At 71.3% G+C, this 12,537-nt stretch carries 14 protein-coding genes; 8 read left to right on the top strand and 6 right to left on the bottom strand.

The genetic code is table 11. From position 1 onward, the window contains the following. Positions 1 to 9 precede the first annotated feature (9 nt). Positions 10 to 558 carry a hypothetical protein gene (locus AB0H21_RS32620; RefSeq protein WP_358524451.1) on the bottom strand — a complete coding sequence of 183 codons (549 nt, stop codon included), beginning with the start codon at positions 556 to 558 and terminating at the stop codon, positions 10 to 12. A gap of 198 nt (positions 559 to 756) precedes the next feature. On the opposite strand from AB0H21_RS32620, the gene AB0H21_RS32615 reads away from it, so the two are divergent. From AB0H21_RS32615 to AB0H21_RS32595, 5 genes are all read left to right on the top strand, one after another. Beyond that, positions 757 to 1,104 (top strand): hypothetical protein, encoded by a 348-nt coding sequence (locus tag AB0H21_RS32615; RefSeq protein WP_358524449.1) that lies wholly within the window; start codon positions 757 to 759, stop codon positions 1,102 to 1,104. A 490-nt stretch (positions 1,105 to 1,594) separates the two neighbouring features. Next, entirely contained in the window at positions 1,595 to 1,741 is a 147-nt protein-coding gene (locus tag AB0H21_RS32610; protein WP_358524446.1) for a hypothetical protein, read from the top strand. Between the two features lie 128 nt (positions 1,742 to 1,869). After that, positions 1,870 to 2,628, top strand: a complete 759-nt coding sequence (locus tag AB0H21_RS32605) for an ATP-binding cassette domain-containing protein (protein WP_358524443.1) — start codon at positions 1,870 to 1,872, stop codon at positions 2,626 to 2,628. After that, positions 2,625 to 3,887 carry a hypothetical protein gene (locus AB0H21_RS32600; RefSeq protein ID WP_358524440.1) on the top strand — a complete coding sequence of 421 codons (1,263 nt, stop codon included), beginning with the start codon at positions 2,625 to 2,627 and terminating at the stop codon, positions 3,885 to 3,887. The genes AB0H21_RS32605 and AB0H21_RS32600 overlap by 4 nt, the downstream gene beginning before the upstream one ends. After that, complete coding sequence (locus tag AB0H21_RS32595) at positions 3,877 to 4,506, top strand: hypothetical protein (protein WP_358524438.1); 630 nt, start codon at positions 3,877 to 3,879, stop codon at positions 4,504 to 4,506. Before AB0H21_RS32600 ends, AB0H21_RS32595 begins: the two co-directional genes overlap by 11 nt. Before the next feature lie 41 nt (positions 4,507 to 4,547). On the opposite strand, the gene AB0H21_RS32590 is transcribed toward AB0H21_RS32595, so the two are convergent. The 5 genes from AB0H21_RS32590 to coaA form a co-directional block, all read right to left on the bottom strand. After that, the gene (locus AB0H21_RS32590; protein WP_358524435.1) at positions 4,548 to 5,264 is read right to left on the bottom strand and encodes an ABC transporter permease subunit; all 717 of its coding nucleotides are present in this window, start codon (positions 5,262 to 5,264) and stop codon (positions 4,548 to 4,550) included. Next, the gene (locus AB0H21_RS32585) at positions 5,261 to 6,178 is read right to left on the bottom strand and encodes an ABC transporter ATP-binding protein (RefSeq protein ID WP_358524432.1); all 918 of its coding nucleotides are present in this window, start codon (positions 6,176 to 6,178) and stop codon (positions 5,261 to 5,263) included. The genes AB0H21_RS32590 and AB0H21_RS32585 overlap by 4 nt, the downstream gene beginning before the upstream one ends. Next, on the bottom strand, positions 6,175 to 7,089 hold the full coding sequence (locus tag AB0H21_RS32580) for an ABC transporter permease (RefSeq protein WP_358524430.1): 915 nt from the start codon (positions 7,087 to 7,089) through the stop codon (positions 6,175 to 6,177). The genes AB0H21_RS32585 and AB0H21_RS32580 overlap by 4 nt, the downstream gene beginning before the upstream one ends. Beyond that, positions 7,082 to 7,990 (bottom strand): ABC transporter ATP-binding protein, encoded by a 909-nt coding sequence (locus tag AB0H21_RS32575; protein ID WP_358524428.1) that lies wholly within the window; start codon positions 7,988 to 7,990, stop codon positions 7,082 to 7,084. Before AB0H21_RS32575 ends, AB0H21_RS32580 begins: the two co-directional genes overlap by 8 nt. Before the next feature lie 109 nt (positions 7,991 to 8,099). Then, positions 8,100 to 9,023, bottom strand: coding sequence for a type I pantothenate kinase (gene coaA, locus AB0H21_RS32570; RefSeq protein WP_358524425.1), 924 nt, complete (start codon positions 9,021 to 9,023; stop codon positions 8,100 to 8,102). A 354-nt stretch (positions 9,024 to 9,377) separates the two neighbouring features. Between coaA and AB0H21_RS32565 the strand changes: the two genes are divergently transcribed. From AB0H21_RS32565 to alr, 3 genes are all read left to right on the top strand, one after another. Beyond that, the gene (locus AB0H21_RS32565) at positions 9,378 to 9,728 is read left to right on the top strand and encodes a holo-ACP synthase (protein WP_358524423.1); all 351 of its coding nucleotides are present in this window, start codon (positions 9,378 to 9,380) and stop codon (positions 9,726 to 9,728) included. Between the two features lie 50 nt (positions 9,729 to 9,778). Next, entirely contained in the window at positions 9,779 to 11,290 is a 1,512-nt protein-coding gene (locus AB0H21_RS32560) for an NAD(P)H-hydrate dehydratase (RefSeq protein ID WP_358524421.1), read from the top strand. A gap of 96 nt (positions 11,291 to 11,386) precedes the next feature. Next, positions 11,387 to 12,529, top strand: a complete 1,143-nt coding sequence (gene alr / locus AB0H21_RS32555; RefSeq protein ID WP_358524418.1) for an alanine racemase — start codon at positions 11,387 to 11,389, stop codon at positions 12,527 to 12,529. The last annotated feature ends 8 nt before the right edge of the window (positions 12,530 to 12,537 follow it).

Genomic DNA, 12,537 nt, shown 5'->3' with positions numbered 1-12,537 from the left:
CGTGGCGCCTCAGGCGTGGGCGCGCAGGGCCTCGATCAGCCACTCGAACGCCGGGACGCCGGTCGGGAAGGGCTGCCGGTCGTTGAGGACGCCGGTCAACTCCCAGAACCGCTCCACCCGCCGGTCGGTGAAGGTCCCCATCTGGTCGGCCAGGCGGCGGCGCTCCTCGGCGGGGGTGTCCTCCGGGACGATCCTGCCGAGGACCTCCCGCCCCTCGGGCGAGCCGGGGGCGATGCCCGCCGCCAACGCGGCGCCGGCGTGCTCAAGGACCGGCTGCGAATCGAACGGCTGCTCCTGGCCGGCCTGGGCGCCGTTGACCGCCATCTGGCGCACGCGCTGCCGGAACGCGGGGTCGGCGACCAGCTCCGCCAGCTCGTCCCAGGCCTGGGCCTTGGCCGCGTCCAGCTCGTCTGGGGCGTCGGCGGGCAGTTGCCGCATGCCCTCGGCGATGCGCGCGCCGGGCGCGCCGGGGTCGACGCCGGCGAACGTCTCGCTCACGAACGCGTCGATGATCTGCTGCCGCTCTCGCGCGGTCGGCCGGTCCGCCATGATGGTCATCTCCTCATATATCCATACTCGGTGCTTAGCGCGGCACTACGGATGTGCCTTCGAGGAACAACCTTCCAGTCTCCAGCAGGTGGAGACTCAAGCCGGATTACGGGACGGTTCCCGACGCGGACGGGCCGGCCGCGCGACGGCACGCGGCTGCATTGTCATTTAGGGTGATTGTTCGTGGTCAATCGGTACAGGTATCAGATGATCGCCGTCGTCTCGTTCCTCGCGGGGGCGATCGTCACCTGGATCCTCGCCTCGACCGGCACCGACGGCTACTTCTTCCGCTCCTTGCTGTACCCGTGGACGTACGCCGTGGTGCTGATCGGCGGTCTGGTCCTCGGCGTGACCGTGACGGTCAAGAGCGCGGTGGCGACGCTGGTGCCCTTCGCGGTGCCGCAACCGCTGGCGGCCCTGTGGCAGGGCATCGGCCCACGCCCGGAGACCGGCGGCCTGTGGGTCGTGGGCTTCGTCTCCTCGACGATCCTGCTGGTCTTCGCGGTCGGCTGCATCGCCATCGGCGTCTGCGTCCGCCTGATGTTCCGCCGCTGACGGCGAAACCCAGACATGAACGTCACAGGAGCGACGAGCATCCTCATCGTTTCTGACGCGGCACCGGCGCGCGCCCGCTTCTGACGTCAAACGGCCGTATCAGGCGGCTCTACGCAGGCGACACCGAAGAGGCTCCCTGTCGCAGGTCAAGTCAGCCCCACAGGGTGGCAACTTTACATACGCAGTTGCTTTTTTTTTTACAGCTTATGATCAAATCTGTCCGTCAGCAGCTGCGGACGCCGGTCCCGCGAAGAATCAACGCCCGCAGCGCATCAACGATGCACGAGGAGGATACACCTCAATGAGCCTCACGTCGGGTTTTAAGCGAGCCGGAATAGGCCTCGCTCTGGGCTCAATCCTGGTGGCAGGTGGTGTGGCGGGACTCTCGTCCGCCGCAAGTGCCGCTGGCACGTCCCCCCCCACCAACGGTTGCTATGCGCAGTGGTGGAACACCGCCTTCGCTGGTAAGTGTTCGTCCGCGACCAAGGCCATGTGGCCTGTCTACGTCTATGGCGACTGCTCGGCCGAACTGGACTGGGAGGACGGGCCTTTCTCGATTAGCAAGGGGTACTCGGGAACGTTCGACAGCAACGAGTGCACGTTCTCTGTAAACAAGGCCTACCTGCTGTTCAGCTGACGTAGCCTTCATGCGGGTTCGCCAGTGAACGAAAGCCGCCCGCCAGTCAGCGGACGAGCATAAGAACTACACGACCAGCGGGTGCCCACGGGAGTGGGCACCCGTGTTGATGAGTGAGGTGGGACAGGTTGGAGCCGGTCGTGGAACTGCGCGGCGTCGGGCAGGGCTACGGCGCCCGGGAGGTGATCAGTGGGCTGGACCTCGACGTGCGGCCCGGTGTGCTGGGGCTGCTAGGGCCGAACGGCGCGGGCAAGACGACCCTGTTGAGGACGCTGGCGACGGTCGCCCCGCCCACTCGAGGCGCCCTCTCAGTCTGCGGAACACCGGTGGTCTCGCAGCGGGCGGCCCGGCGGGTACGGCGGCACATCGGCTACCTTCCTCAGCACTTCGGCTTCTATCCCGGTTTCACCGTCTATGACTTCGTCCGGTACTGCGCGTGGCTGCGCGGGGTTCCGGCGAACACCATCGACGCCAACACCCGTGAGGCCATCGACTTCGTGGACCTGTCGCAACGGTCAGGGGCCAAGCTCAGGTCGCTGTCCGGGGGGATGATCCGCCGATGTGGCATCGCCTCGGCGATCGTGGGCCGGCCGAGGCTCGTGCTGCTGGACGAGCCCACGGTGGGTCTCGACCCGGCGCAGCGGCTGGAATTCCGCGCGGTGCTGCGCAGGCTGCGCGCCGCGAACGTGGCGGTCATGCTCAGCACCCACCTCGTGGAGGACGTGGCGGCGGTTTGCGACGACGTGGTGGTGATGAGGGACGGGCGGTTGATCTGGCGGGGAGATCCGGAAAGCCTGGCGGCCGCGGCTCTTCCCTCGGCGGATGGCGACACTCCGCTGGAACGCGGCTACATGAGCCTTCTCGGAGGACAGGGGGCCATCGCGTGACGGCAGTCATGCTCTGGACGGAGGTGCGTCGCTCCCCGTTGCGCTGGTGGTTGCCGGTGCTGATCGCACTGGACGTCGCCATGCTGTTCGGTCGCAGCACATGGTGGATCGGGGTGTGGCCGGAGGCGAGCGCGGCCGCCCAGCTTCCCGCCTACTTCTTCGGCATGGTGCTGGGAGGCGGAGCGGCTTGGACGGCGGGGCGGGTGCACCGGGCCGGGATCGCCGAGCAACTCGCGGCGGCAGCCCGGCTACGGTGGCCGGCGGAACTCCTGCTCCTGAGCAGCACGTTGATCTACGGGCTGGTCGCCTATGCGCCCGGGGTCATGATCGCCGCCGTGGTGAGCGCGCCGCATGCCGGGCCCGGATTCCTGTGGCTGTCCTATCTAGGGATCGGCGTCTGCCTCGTCGTCCTCAGTGCCTCGGCGGGGCATCTGGCCGGCAAGCTCTGGTCGTCCAGGTTCGTTCCCCCCATCGCGGTCGCGATCTGCCTGTTCGGCCAGACCGTGCTGCGGCCGGTCAGGTTCTATGTGCTCTCGGGGCACGTCCAGGTCGAGATCGCGGCCACGGCGTTCGCCACGCGATTCGCCTTCGCCCTCGTGATGGCGGTGCTCGCGGTGACGATTCCGGCTCGCGCCGTCCACCGCGACACGCGTGGAACTCCCGCAGGTGTTCTCCGGCCGTTGGCAGCGGTCACGGTGATGGCCGGTCTCGTGATGATCGCCATGGCCGGCCCGTTGCAGGTGACGCGTGCGGCTCCGTCCCAGCCTCTGTGCTCGGCCGCGAAGCCCCGTGTGTGCCTGTGGCCGGAGGAGGGCAGGTACGTCGGCCTGGTCAGTGCGATGGCGGCTCGTCTGGCCGCGCTGCCCGGTGGGGGGCTCAAGCTACCGGAGACGTTCTATGAGGCAGGGCTGCGCGATCCGGCCATCCCCGACGCCGCGGCCGACTTCCGCCTCCTGGAGGGCGGCGTGTCGGTGCCCTCGTTCCTGTCCTCGGCGGTGCTCAATAGCACCCTGCCTGTCTGTGACGTGCCCGCGGCGAACAGCGAGAAGTTCACCCACGAGGCGTTCCGCCTCGACGCCTATCTTCAAGTACGGAGTTACGGCACCGCGGAGGCCCTGGGGAGCGGAGGCGGTCCGCCCGGGGTCGACATGCGGGAGATCGCCGATGTCGCCCACCGTCCTGAGCGGGTACAGGCTCAGTGGGTGAGCGACCGCCTGGCGGCGATCCGCAGGGCCGGAGAAAATTGCCGTGACAGGTGACCGTGCTGATCTTTGGCGTTACGCCCGCGCCCACCACCTGGTGCAACTGCTGGCCGGGTACGTGGTCGCGATGGTCGTCACCTGGTGGACGGGCGGGGGTGAGTTCGTCCTGCCCGCCGCCAACAGCCGGGGGTGGTCGCAGATGGCGAGCACTTTATTGACGCCCATCCCGTTCGCCGTCCTGGCCGCGGGGAGCCTGCACAGTTCCATGGCGTCGCTCGAACGGGCCGCTGGCACTCGGCTGATCCGGGCGGAGTTGCTCCATCTGGCGACGGCACTGGTCGTCGCGGCCGGTCTGGTGGGCGGCGCGACCGCGACGAGCGGGTCTGTGGCGGCCGGCGCCGAGGCCGTACGGAATCTGGTGCTGTACGCGGGTCTGGCATTGGTGTCGGGGCGGGCGTTCGGGAGGCCGCTGTCCTGGATCCTGCCACTCGCCGGGTTCGTCGTCGCGGCGTTCTGGGGGGCGGACGGGAGTGGCCCGCACTGGTGGGCTTGGCCATACCAGTCCTATGACGTCGGGGCCTCATGGGGCGGCGCGTTGGTCGTGCTGCTGCTGGGACTCGCCGCGGTCGTGATGCCGCCACGGCTTCTCAAGGGCTCGCGCTCCGTGGCGGTGTGAGCAAACCCCCGGCCGCGGCGATCGGTGGCGGCCGGGAGATGTCACTCCTCGCCGGTGAGGGAGATGGAACGCAGACGCTGGCCCGCCCACACCACCGAGCCGATCGTCACGATGAGCACGGCCGGGACGGCGAAGCCCATGCTGACCGAGGTCTTGAAGAAGCCGGAGGTGATGAGCTGCCCCGCGAAGGTCTGCGCCCACTGCTGGATCGAGAAGTTGCCCGCGCCGGGCACATACTGGCCGACCAGGCCCTCCCACACCACGGCGTAGATGATGCCGACCGTCACCGCGTGCCGGGTGACGACGCCGAGGAACAGGAAGACCCCGGCGTAGGCGACGCCGCCGATCAGCGCGCCGAGCGCGAAACCGGGGGCGATGCCCGCCTCGTTCCCGAGGACGATGTAGCCGGCGAGGTACGTCGGGACGGCCGCGAACAGCGCGAGCAGCGAGGCGGCCACGGCGAACTTCGTGACGGCGATCGACGGCCGGGAGATCGGCTTGGACAGCAGGTGGATGATCGTGCCGTCGTCGATCTCCGGGGCGATCGTGCCCGTGCCCGCGATCAGGCCGAGCAGCGGCAGCATCATGCCGATCGCGTAGACCTGCATGAGCCTGATCGTGGCGTTCTCGTCCGTGCTGCCGATGGCCCGCAGCAGCACCGCGAGGCCGATCAGCAACAGCGGCAGCAGGATCAGCAGCAGCACCCTGCGCCGCCCGAGCACGGCCCGGTAGGTGATTCCGGCGACGACGGAGTTCATCGGGAGCTCCCGGAGATCAGGTAGGAGAAGACGCTTTCGAGGTCCTCGTCGGCGGGAGAGACCTGCCAGACGGAGACACCGGCGTCGCGGGCGAGCCGCGGGAGCAGCCAGGTGAACCTGCGGAAGTCCACCGCCTGGACCTCCAGGCCCGCCTCGCCCAGGGAGACCGCGCCCGAGGAGGCGTCGGCGATCAGGGCGGACGCCAGCCGCCGGTCGTCGCTGGAGCGGACGCGGAAGAGGTGGGGGCGGTCGGTCATCCGGCGGCGGATCTCGCGGAAGTCGCCCGAGGCGGCGTGGCGGCCCGCGACCAGCACCTCGATCTGCTGGGCGACCCGCTCGACCTCCTCCAGGATGTGGGAGCTGAACAGGATGGTGCGCCCGGCGGCGCCGAGCTCCCTGACCAGGTCCATCAGGTGGAGGCGCTGGCGCGGGTCCATGCCGTTGAACGGCTCGTCCAGCAGCAGCACCTGCGGGTCGTGGACGAGCGCGGCGGCGACCTTGACCCGCTGGCGCATGCCCTTGGAGTAGGTCTCGACGCGCCGGTCCTTCGCGCCCTCCATGTCGACCATCGCCAGCGCCTTGGAGGCGGCGTCCTCGGGGGACGGCAGGCGGTGCAGGCGGGCGCTGGACAGCACGAACTGCCAGCCGGTGAGGAAGCCGTACACGGCCTCGCGCTCGGGCACGAGGCCGATGGAGCGGTAGATCTGGTGGTTGTGCCAGATCGGCCGGCCGTCGAGGGTGGCCGTGCCGGTGGAGGGGGCGAGGAACCCGGCCATCATGTGCAGCAGCGTCGACTTGCCGGCGCCGTTCGGGCCGAGCAGGCCGGTGACGCCGGGCCCGACGGTCATCGTGACGTCGTTGACGGCGACCACGTTGCCGTACCAGCGGGAGACCTGGGCGAGTTCGATGTTCACGATGAGGCCGCCTTGCGGTAGCGGAGGGCGAGGGCGGTCACGCTCAGGGCGATCACCACCAGGATGGCGGCCAGCGCGACGGGGCCGCCCGCGCTCGGATACCCGCCGTCGTTGTTCGGGGTGGTGCCGAACAGCCACACCTGCACGGCGTCGACGAGGAAGAACGGGTTGACCAGCCACGCCCAGGCGGCCTCGCCGTCGCGGCTCACCGACATCAGCACGCCCACCAGCACGAGGGACACCGCGGAGGTCAGCAGGTAGACCGCGATGACGGCCGCGACGCCGAGCCCGCGCCGCGGGGTGAAGGACGCGATGGCCACCCCGACGGAGGCCAGCAGGACCGCGAAGATGACGCTGGTGGCCAGCGCCGCGAAGTACTCCTTGCTCCGCGGCGGGCCGTCCAGGTCGATCAGCAGCTCGCCGGCGTACATGACGGTCAGCGGCACGGCGATGAGCAGGAACATCGCCAGGGCCATGGCCGCGAGCTTGGCGGTGATGTAGTCGGCGGTCTTCACCGGGCGCGACATGTACAGCGGCAGCACCCGGAACCGCAGGTCGGGGGCCACGAGGTAGGGGGACTGGGCGGCCAGGAACACGGCGAGCACGGTCTGCATGATCACCGCGTACGCCGGATAGCTCACCGACACCTCGACGCGCTTGACCACGGCCAGGAGCGCGATGGACACCACGGCGGGCAGCATCATGATGCCGGTCAGCAGGAACGGCATGATCTTGGCGCGGGCGGTGCGGCCGAGGCCGAAGACGCCGCGGAGGCTCTGGACGGTGAGCGCGGCCAGCGCGGCGCCCCGGCCGAGCCGCGGGCCCTCGTAGTGGCGGTAGCCGATGTCGTGGATGACGCCGGTCGGCGCGGCGGGGGCGGCCTGCGCGGTCGCGGGGGACGGCTCAGACATTGACGGCCTCCTCCCTGAAGACGTCCTCGATGCGGTGGCGGCCCTGCTCCAGCCGGACCAGGCACAGGTCCAGGTCGACGACGGCGTCGCGGACGACGTCGAACGTCTCCGGGGAGCCGGCCTCGACGCTCAGCAGGCGGCCGTGCGTGGTCACCGTCTGCCCGAGGGCGGTCAGCCGGTCGGCCAGGGCCGGCAGGCCCTCCTCGACCTCGACGGTGATCGTCCGGGTGGCCTGGGTGAACTCGCCGATGGCCGAGGACCGCAGCAGGCGGCCCCCGTCGATGACGATGACGTGGTCGCAGACGCGTTCGAGCTCGCCCAGCAGGTGGGAGGTCACCACCACGCTGATGCCGAACTCGGTGCCGATGCGCCGGATCAGCGCGAGCATGTCGTCGCGGCCCTGCGGGTCCAGGCCGTTGGTCGGCTCGTCCAGGAAGACCAGCTTGGGGTCGTGGACGAGTGCCTGGGCCAGCTTCACCCGCTGGCGCATGCCGGTCGAGTACCCGCCGATGGGCCGGTAGCGCTCCTCGTACAGCCCGACGTGGCGCAGGGTGTCGGCGGCGCGCTCGCGGGCGGCGCTGCGCGGGAGGCCGGACATCTGGGCCATGTGGACGGTGAACTCGGTCGCGGACACGTCGGGCGGGAGGCAGTCGTGCTCGGGCATGTAGCCGACGGATCTGCGGATGTCGAGGGCGCGCGTGGCCGGGTCGAGGCCGAGCACCGTCGCGGTGCCCTCGGTGGGCGGGAGCAGCCCCAGCAGGATCTTGATGAGCGTGGACTTCCCCGCGCCGTTCGCGCCGACCAGGCCGGTGACGCCGGCCCCCGCGCTGACGGTGAGGCGGTCGAGCGCCGTCACCCGGGGGAAGCGTTTGGTGAGTCCCTCGGTGGCGAGGATGGTCATGCCCGGGACACTATCCAACGCGCGTCCGGTGTGGCCTCCCTCACACGGAGGAGTTCCTCCTCATCCGCCGGGCGGGCGGCGCGATGCGCGGGCCGTACGCCGGGAGGCGTCAGGTGCGGCGCAGGCGGACGCGGCGGATGGAGTGGTCGGGGCCCTTGTGCAGGACGAGGCCCGCGCGGCCGCGGGTGGGGAGGATGTTCTCGACCAGGTTCAGCTCGTTGACGTCCCGCCAGACGTTCTTGGCGAACCGGGTCGCCTCCTCCTCCGACATGTCGGCGATGTAGGAGAAGTACGACTTCGGGTCGGCGAAGGCCGTGCGGCGCAGCTTGTGGAAGCGGTCGACGTACCAGGCGCGGATGTCCTCCACCTTGGCGTCCACGTAGATCGAGAAGTCGAAGTAGTCGTTCACCGCCAGCGCGGCCGGGGGAGGCGGCTGCAGCACGTTCAGCCCCTCGACGAGGAGGATGTCCGGCCGGTGCACGGTCTGCACCGCCCCGGGCACGATGTCGTACTCCAGGTGGCTGTAGACGGGCGCGTGGACCTCCGGGACCCCGGCCTTCACCTCGGCGACGAAGCGGACCAGCGCCCGGCGGTCGTAGCTCTCGGGGAAGCCCTTACGGTGGGGGATGCCGCGCTCCTCCAGCACCGCGTTCGGGTAGAGGAAGGAGTCGGTGGTGATCAGGTCGACCCGGGAGTGCTCCGGCCAGCGGGCCAGCAGCGTGTGCAGCAGCCGCGCCGTGGTCGACTTGCCGACCGCGACGCTGCCGGCGATGCCGAGGATGTACGGCGGCGGGGCGTGGTCGTCGCCGAGGAAGGTGTTCACCGCCGCGCTGCGCTGCCGCGCCCCGGTGAAGTGCAGGTTGAGCAGCCGGGTGAGCGGCAGGTAGATGTCGGTGACCTCGGCGAGGTCGATCGGGTCGTCGACGCCGCGCAGCTCTTCGAGCTCCTCGGCCGTCAAGGTGAGAGGCGTGTTCAGGCGCAGGTCCCGCCACTGCGCGCGGCTCAGCTCGACGTACGGGGTGGGTGCCTCCATGGCCGCAAACTCTACTGAGGGCCGCGCGCCCGGCCGCTCGGGGGTCTCGGCGCGGCGGGCGCGGTCTCCCAGGGGGTGAAAAGGGGGAGTGGATCTTCGAAACCCCGACACAGGGGTGTCGCCCTAGGGGTAGGGGTGGGGCGATACCGGGGGGTGCTGCAAGGAGACCTGAGCTGCTGGAGTGGGGCAAGATTGGACCGTGACGCAATGGCCGCCACCTGCCGCTCCGGTGCGCCCGAGCGTCGGGCCCCCCGCCTGTGCGCGGGTGCCGCATGGAGTCCCCCTGCCTGTCAAGGCCGGGCGGCACGCTTCGCCACCCCTAATGCGCTCCTGGGCGCAGGGGAGGGCGGGCCGGTGATCGTCGGCATCGGCGTCGACATCGTCGAGATCGCCCGCCTCGACGTCGCTTTGGAACGTACCCCCAAGCTGCGCGAGCGCCTGTTCACCGAGGCCGAGATCGGGCTGCCCATCGCCTCCCTCGCGGCGCGGTTCGCCGCCAAGGAGGCCGCGGCCAAGGCGCTCGGCGCGCCGCCCGGTCTCGCCCACCGCGACGCCGAGATCACGACGGCCGCCCTCGGCCGGCCCGTGCTCCGGCTGACCGGGCGGGTGAACGACCTCGCCCGCGAGCTGGGCGTGCGCCGGTGGCACGTCTCCCTCAGCCACGACGGCGGTTTCGCCATCGCGTACGTGATCGCCGAGGGCTGAGCGGCGGGTGGCCTTCGCCCCGATGATCGGGGAGGGCTAGATTCGGTGGAATGCTGACCGCGTACACCTCCGACGAGATCAGGGCGGCCGAGCGCGAGCTGATGAGCCGCCTGCCCGAGGGCACGCTCATGCGCCGCGCCGCCACCGGGCTCGCCGCGGCCTGCGCCGGTCTGCTGCCCCGCGTGTACGGCGCGCGCGTCGTGCTGCTGATCGGCGCCGGGGACAACGGCGGCGACGCCCTGTACGCCGGGGCGGACCTGGCCCGCAGGGGCGCGCGCGTGGACGCCGTGCTGGCCGGCAGGTCGGCGCACGAGGGCGGCCTCGGAGCCCTGCGCCGCGCGGGCGGCAGGACGCTGGACCTGCGGGAGGCCGGTGAGGCCGGTGAGAACGTCGAAGGGGACGCCGCCCGGCTGATCGACCGCGCCGACGTGATCCTGGACGGGCTGGTCGGCATCGGCGGCTCCGGCGCGCTGCGCGAGCCGTACGCCACGCTGGCGCGGCTCAGCGCGCGCGCCTCCGGCATCGTCGTCGCCGTGGACGTGCCGAGCGGGGTGGACGCGAGCACCGGCGAGGTCGGGGGCGACGCGGTGCGCGCGCACGTCACCGTGACCTTCGGCGCCGTGAAGGCCGGGCTGCTGATCGACCCCGGGGCGAGCCATGTGGGCGCGCTGAGCCCGGTCGACATCGGCCTTCGCCCCTGGCTGCCCGAGCCGGGCGTGACGGCTCTCACCGGCCCCGACGTCGCCGATCTGCTCCCGAGGCCCGAGGCGGAGTCGAACAAGTACCGGCGCGGGGTGGTGGGCGTCGTCGCCGGTGGTGACCGCTTCACCGGCGCGGGCGTGCTCACCGTCGGCGGCGCCGTGCGTGCGGGCGCCGGGCTGGTGCGTTTCGCGAGCGCCGCCGAGCCTGTCCGGTACGTCAGGGCCAAGTGGCCGGAGGCGATCACCACGATCCTCGGCCCGGGCGAGGGGGTGGAGCAGGTCGGGCGGGTGCAGGCGTGGGTGCTCGGGCCCGGCATGGGAACCGGCGACGACGCCCATGCTTTGGCCGCGTCCGTCCTGCGCTCCGATGTGCCGGTGCTCGTGGACGCCGACGGGCTGACGCTGGCCGCCCGGGACCGCTCGCTGCTGCGGCGCGACGCTCCCACGCTCATCACGCCCCACACCGGCGAACTCGGCCGCCTGCTCGGCGTACCGTCCGGCGAGATCGAGGCCCGCAGGCTCCACTACGCGCGGCGCGCGGCCGAGGAACTCGGCGTGACGGTTTTGCTCAAAGGGTCGACTACCCTGGTCGCGGAGGAGGGCCGGCCGGTCCGTGTGAACCTCACGGGCACTCCCTGGCTCGCCACCGGCGGCACGGGCGACGTGCTCGCCGGCATCGCGGGCGCCCTCCTCGCCGGGGGGTTGAGCTGTTATGACGCGGCTTCGTGCGCGGCCCATGCGCACGGCCTGGCCGCCCGCGCCGCCGCGGGTGATCCGCGCATGGGCGAGGCGCCCATCGTGGCGCTGGACGTCGCGCTGGAGCTGCCCGGCGCGATCCGCGCTCTCACGGCGGGCGCCTGACCGGCCCACCGGTGGGCAGGGTACGCCCGTGCTCCGGACAGGCGGTCACCACGCGAACCCGCACGGCCACGGGCGCGATCCTGCGAGACTGAAAGGGTGAGTTTCCCCATCCGCGGTTCCCTCGTCACACCTGCCGAGGCCCGGGTCGATCTCTCGGCGATCAGGCACAACGTGGCCCTCCTGCGCGAGCACTCCCGTGCCCCCGAGATGATGGTCGCCGTCAAGGCCGACGGCTACGGGCACGGCATGGTGCCCTGCGCGCGCGCCGCCCTGGAGGGCGGAGCCACCCGCCTCGGCACCGCCTACCTGCGTGAGGCTCTCGAGCTGCGCGCGGCCGGCGTCACGGCGCCCGTCCTGTCCTGGATCCTCACGCCGGGCGAGCCCCTTGACGAGGCGCTCACGGCCGGCGTCGAGCTGTCGGCGGGAGCCCCCTGGCTGGTCGGTGAGATCGCCGGGGCCGCCCGGAGCACCGGCCGCGTGGCGCGCGTCCACCTCAAGATCGACACAGGCATCACGCGCGGCGGCGCGACCTCCCGCGAGTGGCCCGCGCTGCTCGACCGCGCGCTCGCCGCCCAGGCCGAGGGCACGATCGAGATCGCCGGCCTGTGGTCCCACTTCGCCTGCGCCGACATCCCCGGCCACCCTTCGATCGCCCGTCAGATCGCCGAGTTCGACGACGCGGTGGGCCTCGCCGAGAAGGCCGGGGTCAACGGGTCGCACGTCCTGCGCCACCTCGCCAACTCGGCCGCCACGGTGTCGCTGCCCGGCACCCACTACGACATGGTCCGCCCCGGCATCGCGGTGTACGGCCTCAGCCCCATCCCCGAGCTCGGCGACTTCGGCCTGCGCCCGGCGATGACGCTCACCGCACGCGTCGCCCTGGCCAAGCGTGTGCCGCCCGGCACGGGGGTGTCGTACGGGCACCTCTACACGACCGAGCGCGAGACCACCATCGCCCTGGTCCCCCTCGGGTACGCCGACGGCGTGCTGCGCGGCGCCGGCAACCGCGCCGAGGTGCTCGCGGCCGGGCGCCGCCGCCGGGTCGCCGGGCGGGTCTGCATGGACCAGTTCATGATCGACGTCGGGGACGACCCGATCGCGGAAGGAGACGAGGTCGTGCTGTTCGGGCCGGGTACGGACGGGGAGCCGACCGCGCAGGAATGGGCGGATTCCCTTGGCACGATCACTCATGAGATCGTGACCAGGATTGGTTCACGCGTTCCGCGCGTTTACCGTTAAGAGGAGGT

It is taken from the genome of Sphaerisporangium sp. NPDC051011 (assembly GCF_040653595.1).
GTDB lineage: Bacteria > Actinomycetota > Actinomycetes > Streptosporangiales > Streptosporangiaceae > Sphaerisporangium.
Note: the sequence above shows the minus strand (reverse complement) of the source record. Positions and strands in the feature narration are given on the sequence as shown.

Bases quoted from the DNA above. Each gene is read 5' to 3' on its own strand.
- AB0H21_RS32615 (WP_358524449.1), top strand. From the start codon at position 757: ATGATCGCCGTCGTCTCGTTCCTCGCGGGGGCGATCGTCACCTGGATC.
- AB0H21_RS32620 (WP_358524451.1), bottom strand. From the start codon at position 558: ATGACCATCATGGCGGACCGGCCGACCGCGCGAGAGCGGCAGCAGATC.
- AB0H21_RS32560 (WP_358524421.1), top strand. From the start codon at position 9,779: ATGCTGACCGCGTACACCTCCGACGAGATCAGGGCGGCCGAGCGCGAG.
- AB0H21_RS32575 (WP_358524428.1), bottom strand. From the start codon at position 7,990: ATGACCATCCTCGCCACCGAGGGACTCACCAAACGCTTCCCCCGGGTG.
- AB0H21_RS32590 (WP_358524435.1), bottom strand. From the start codon at position 5,264: ATGAACTCCGTCGTCGCCGGAATCACCTACCGGGCCGTGCTCGGGCGG.
- AB0H21_RS32610 (WP_358524446.1), top strand. From the start codon at position 1,595: ATGTGGCCTGTCTACGTCTATGGCGACTGCTCGGCCGAACTGGACTGG.
- AB0H21_RS32580 (WP_358524430.1), bottom strand. From the start codon at position 7,089: ATGTCTGAGCCGTCCCCCGCGACCGCGCAGGCCGCCCCCGCCGCGCCG.
- coaA (WP_358524425.1), bottom strand. From the start codon at position 9,023: ATGGAGGCACCCACCCCGTACGTCGAGCTGAGCCGCGCGCAGTGGCGG.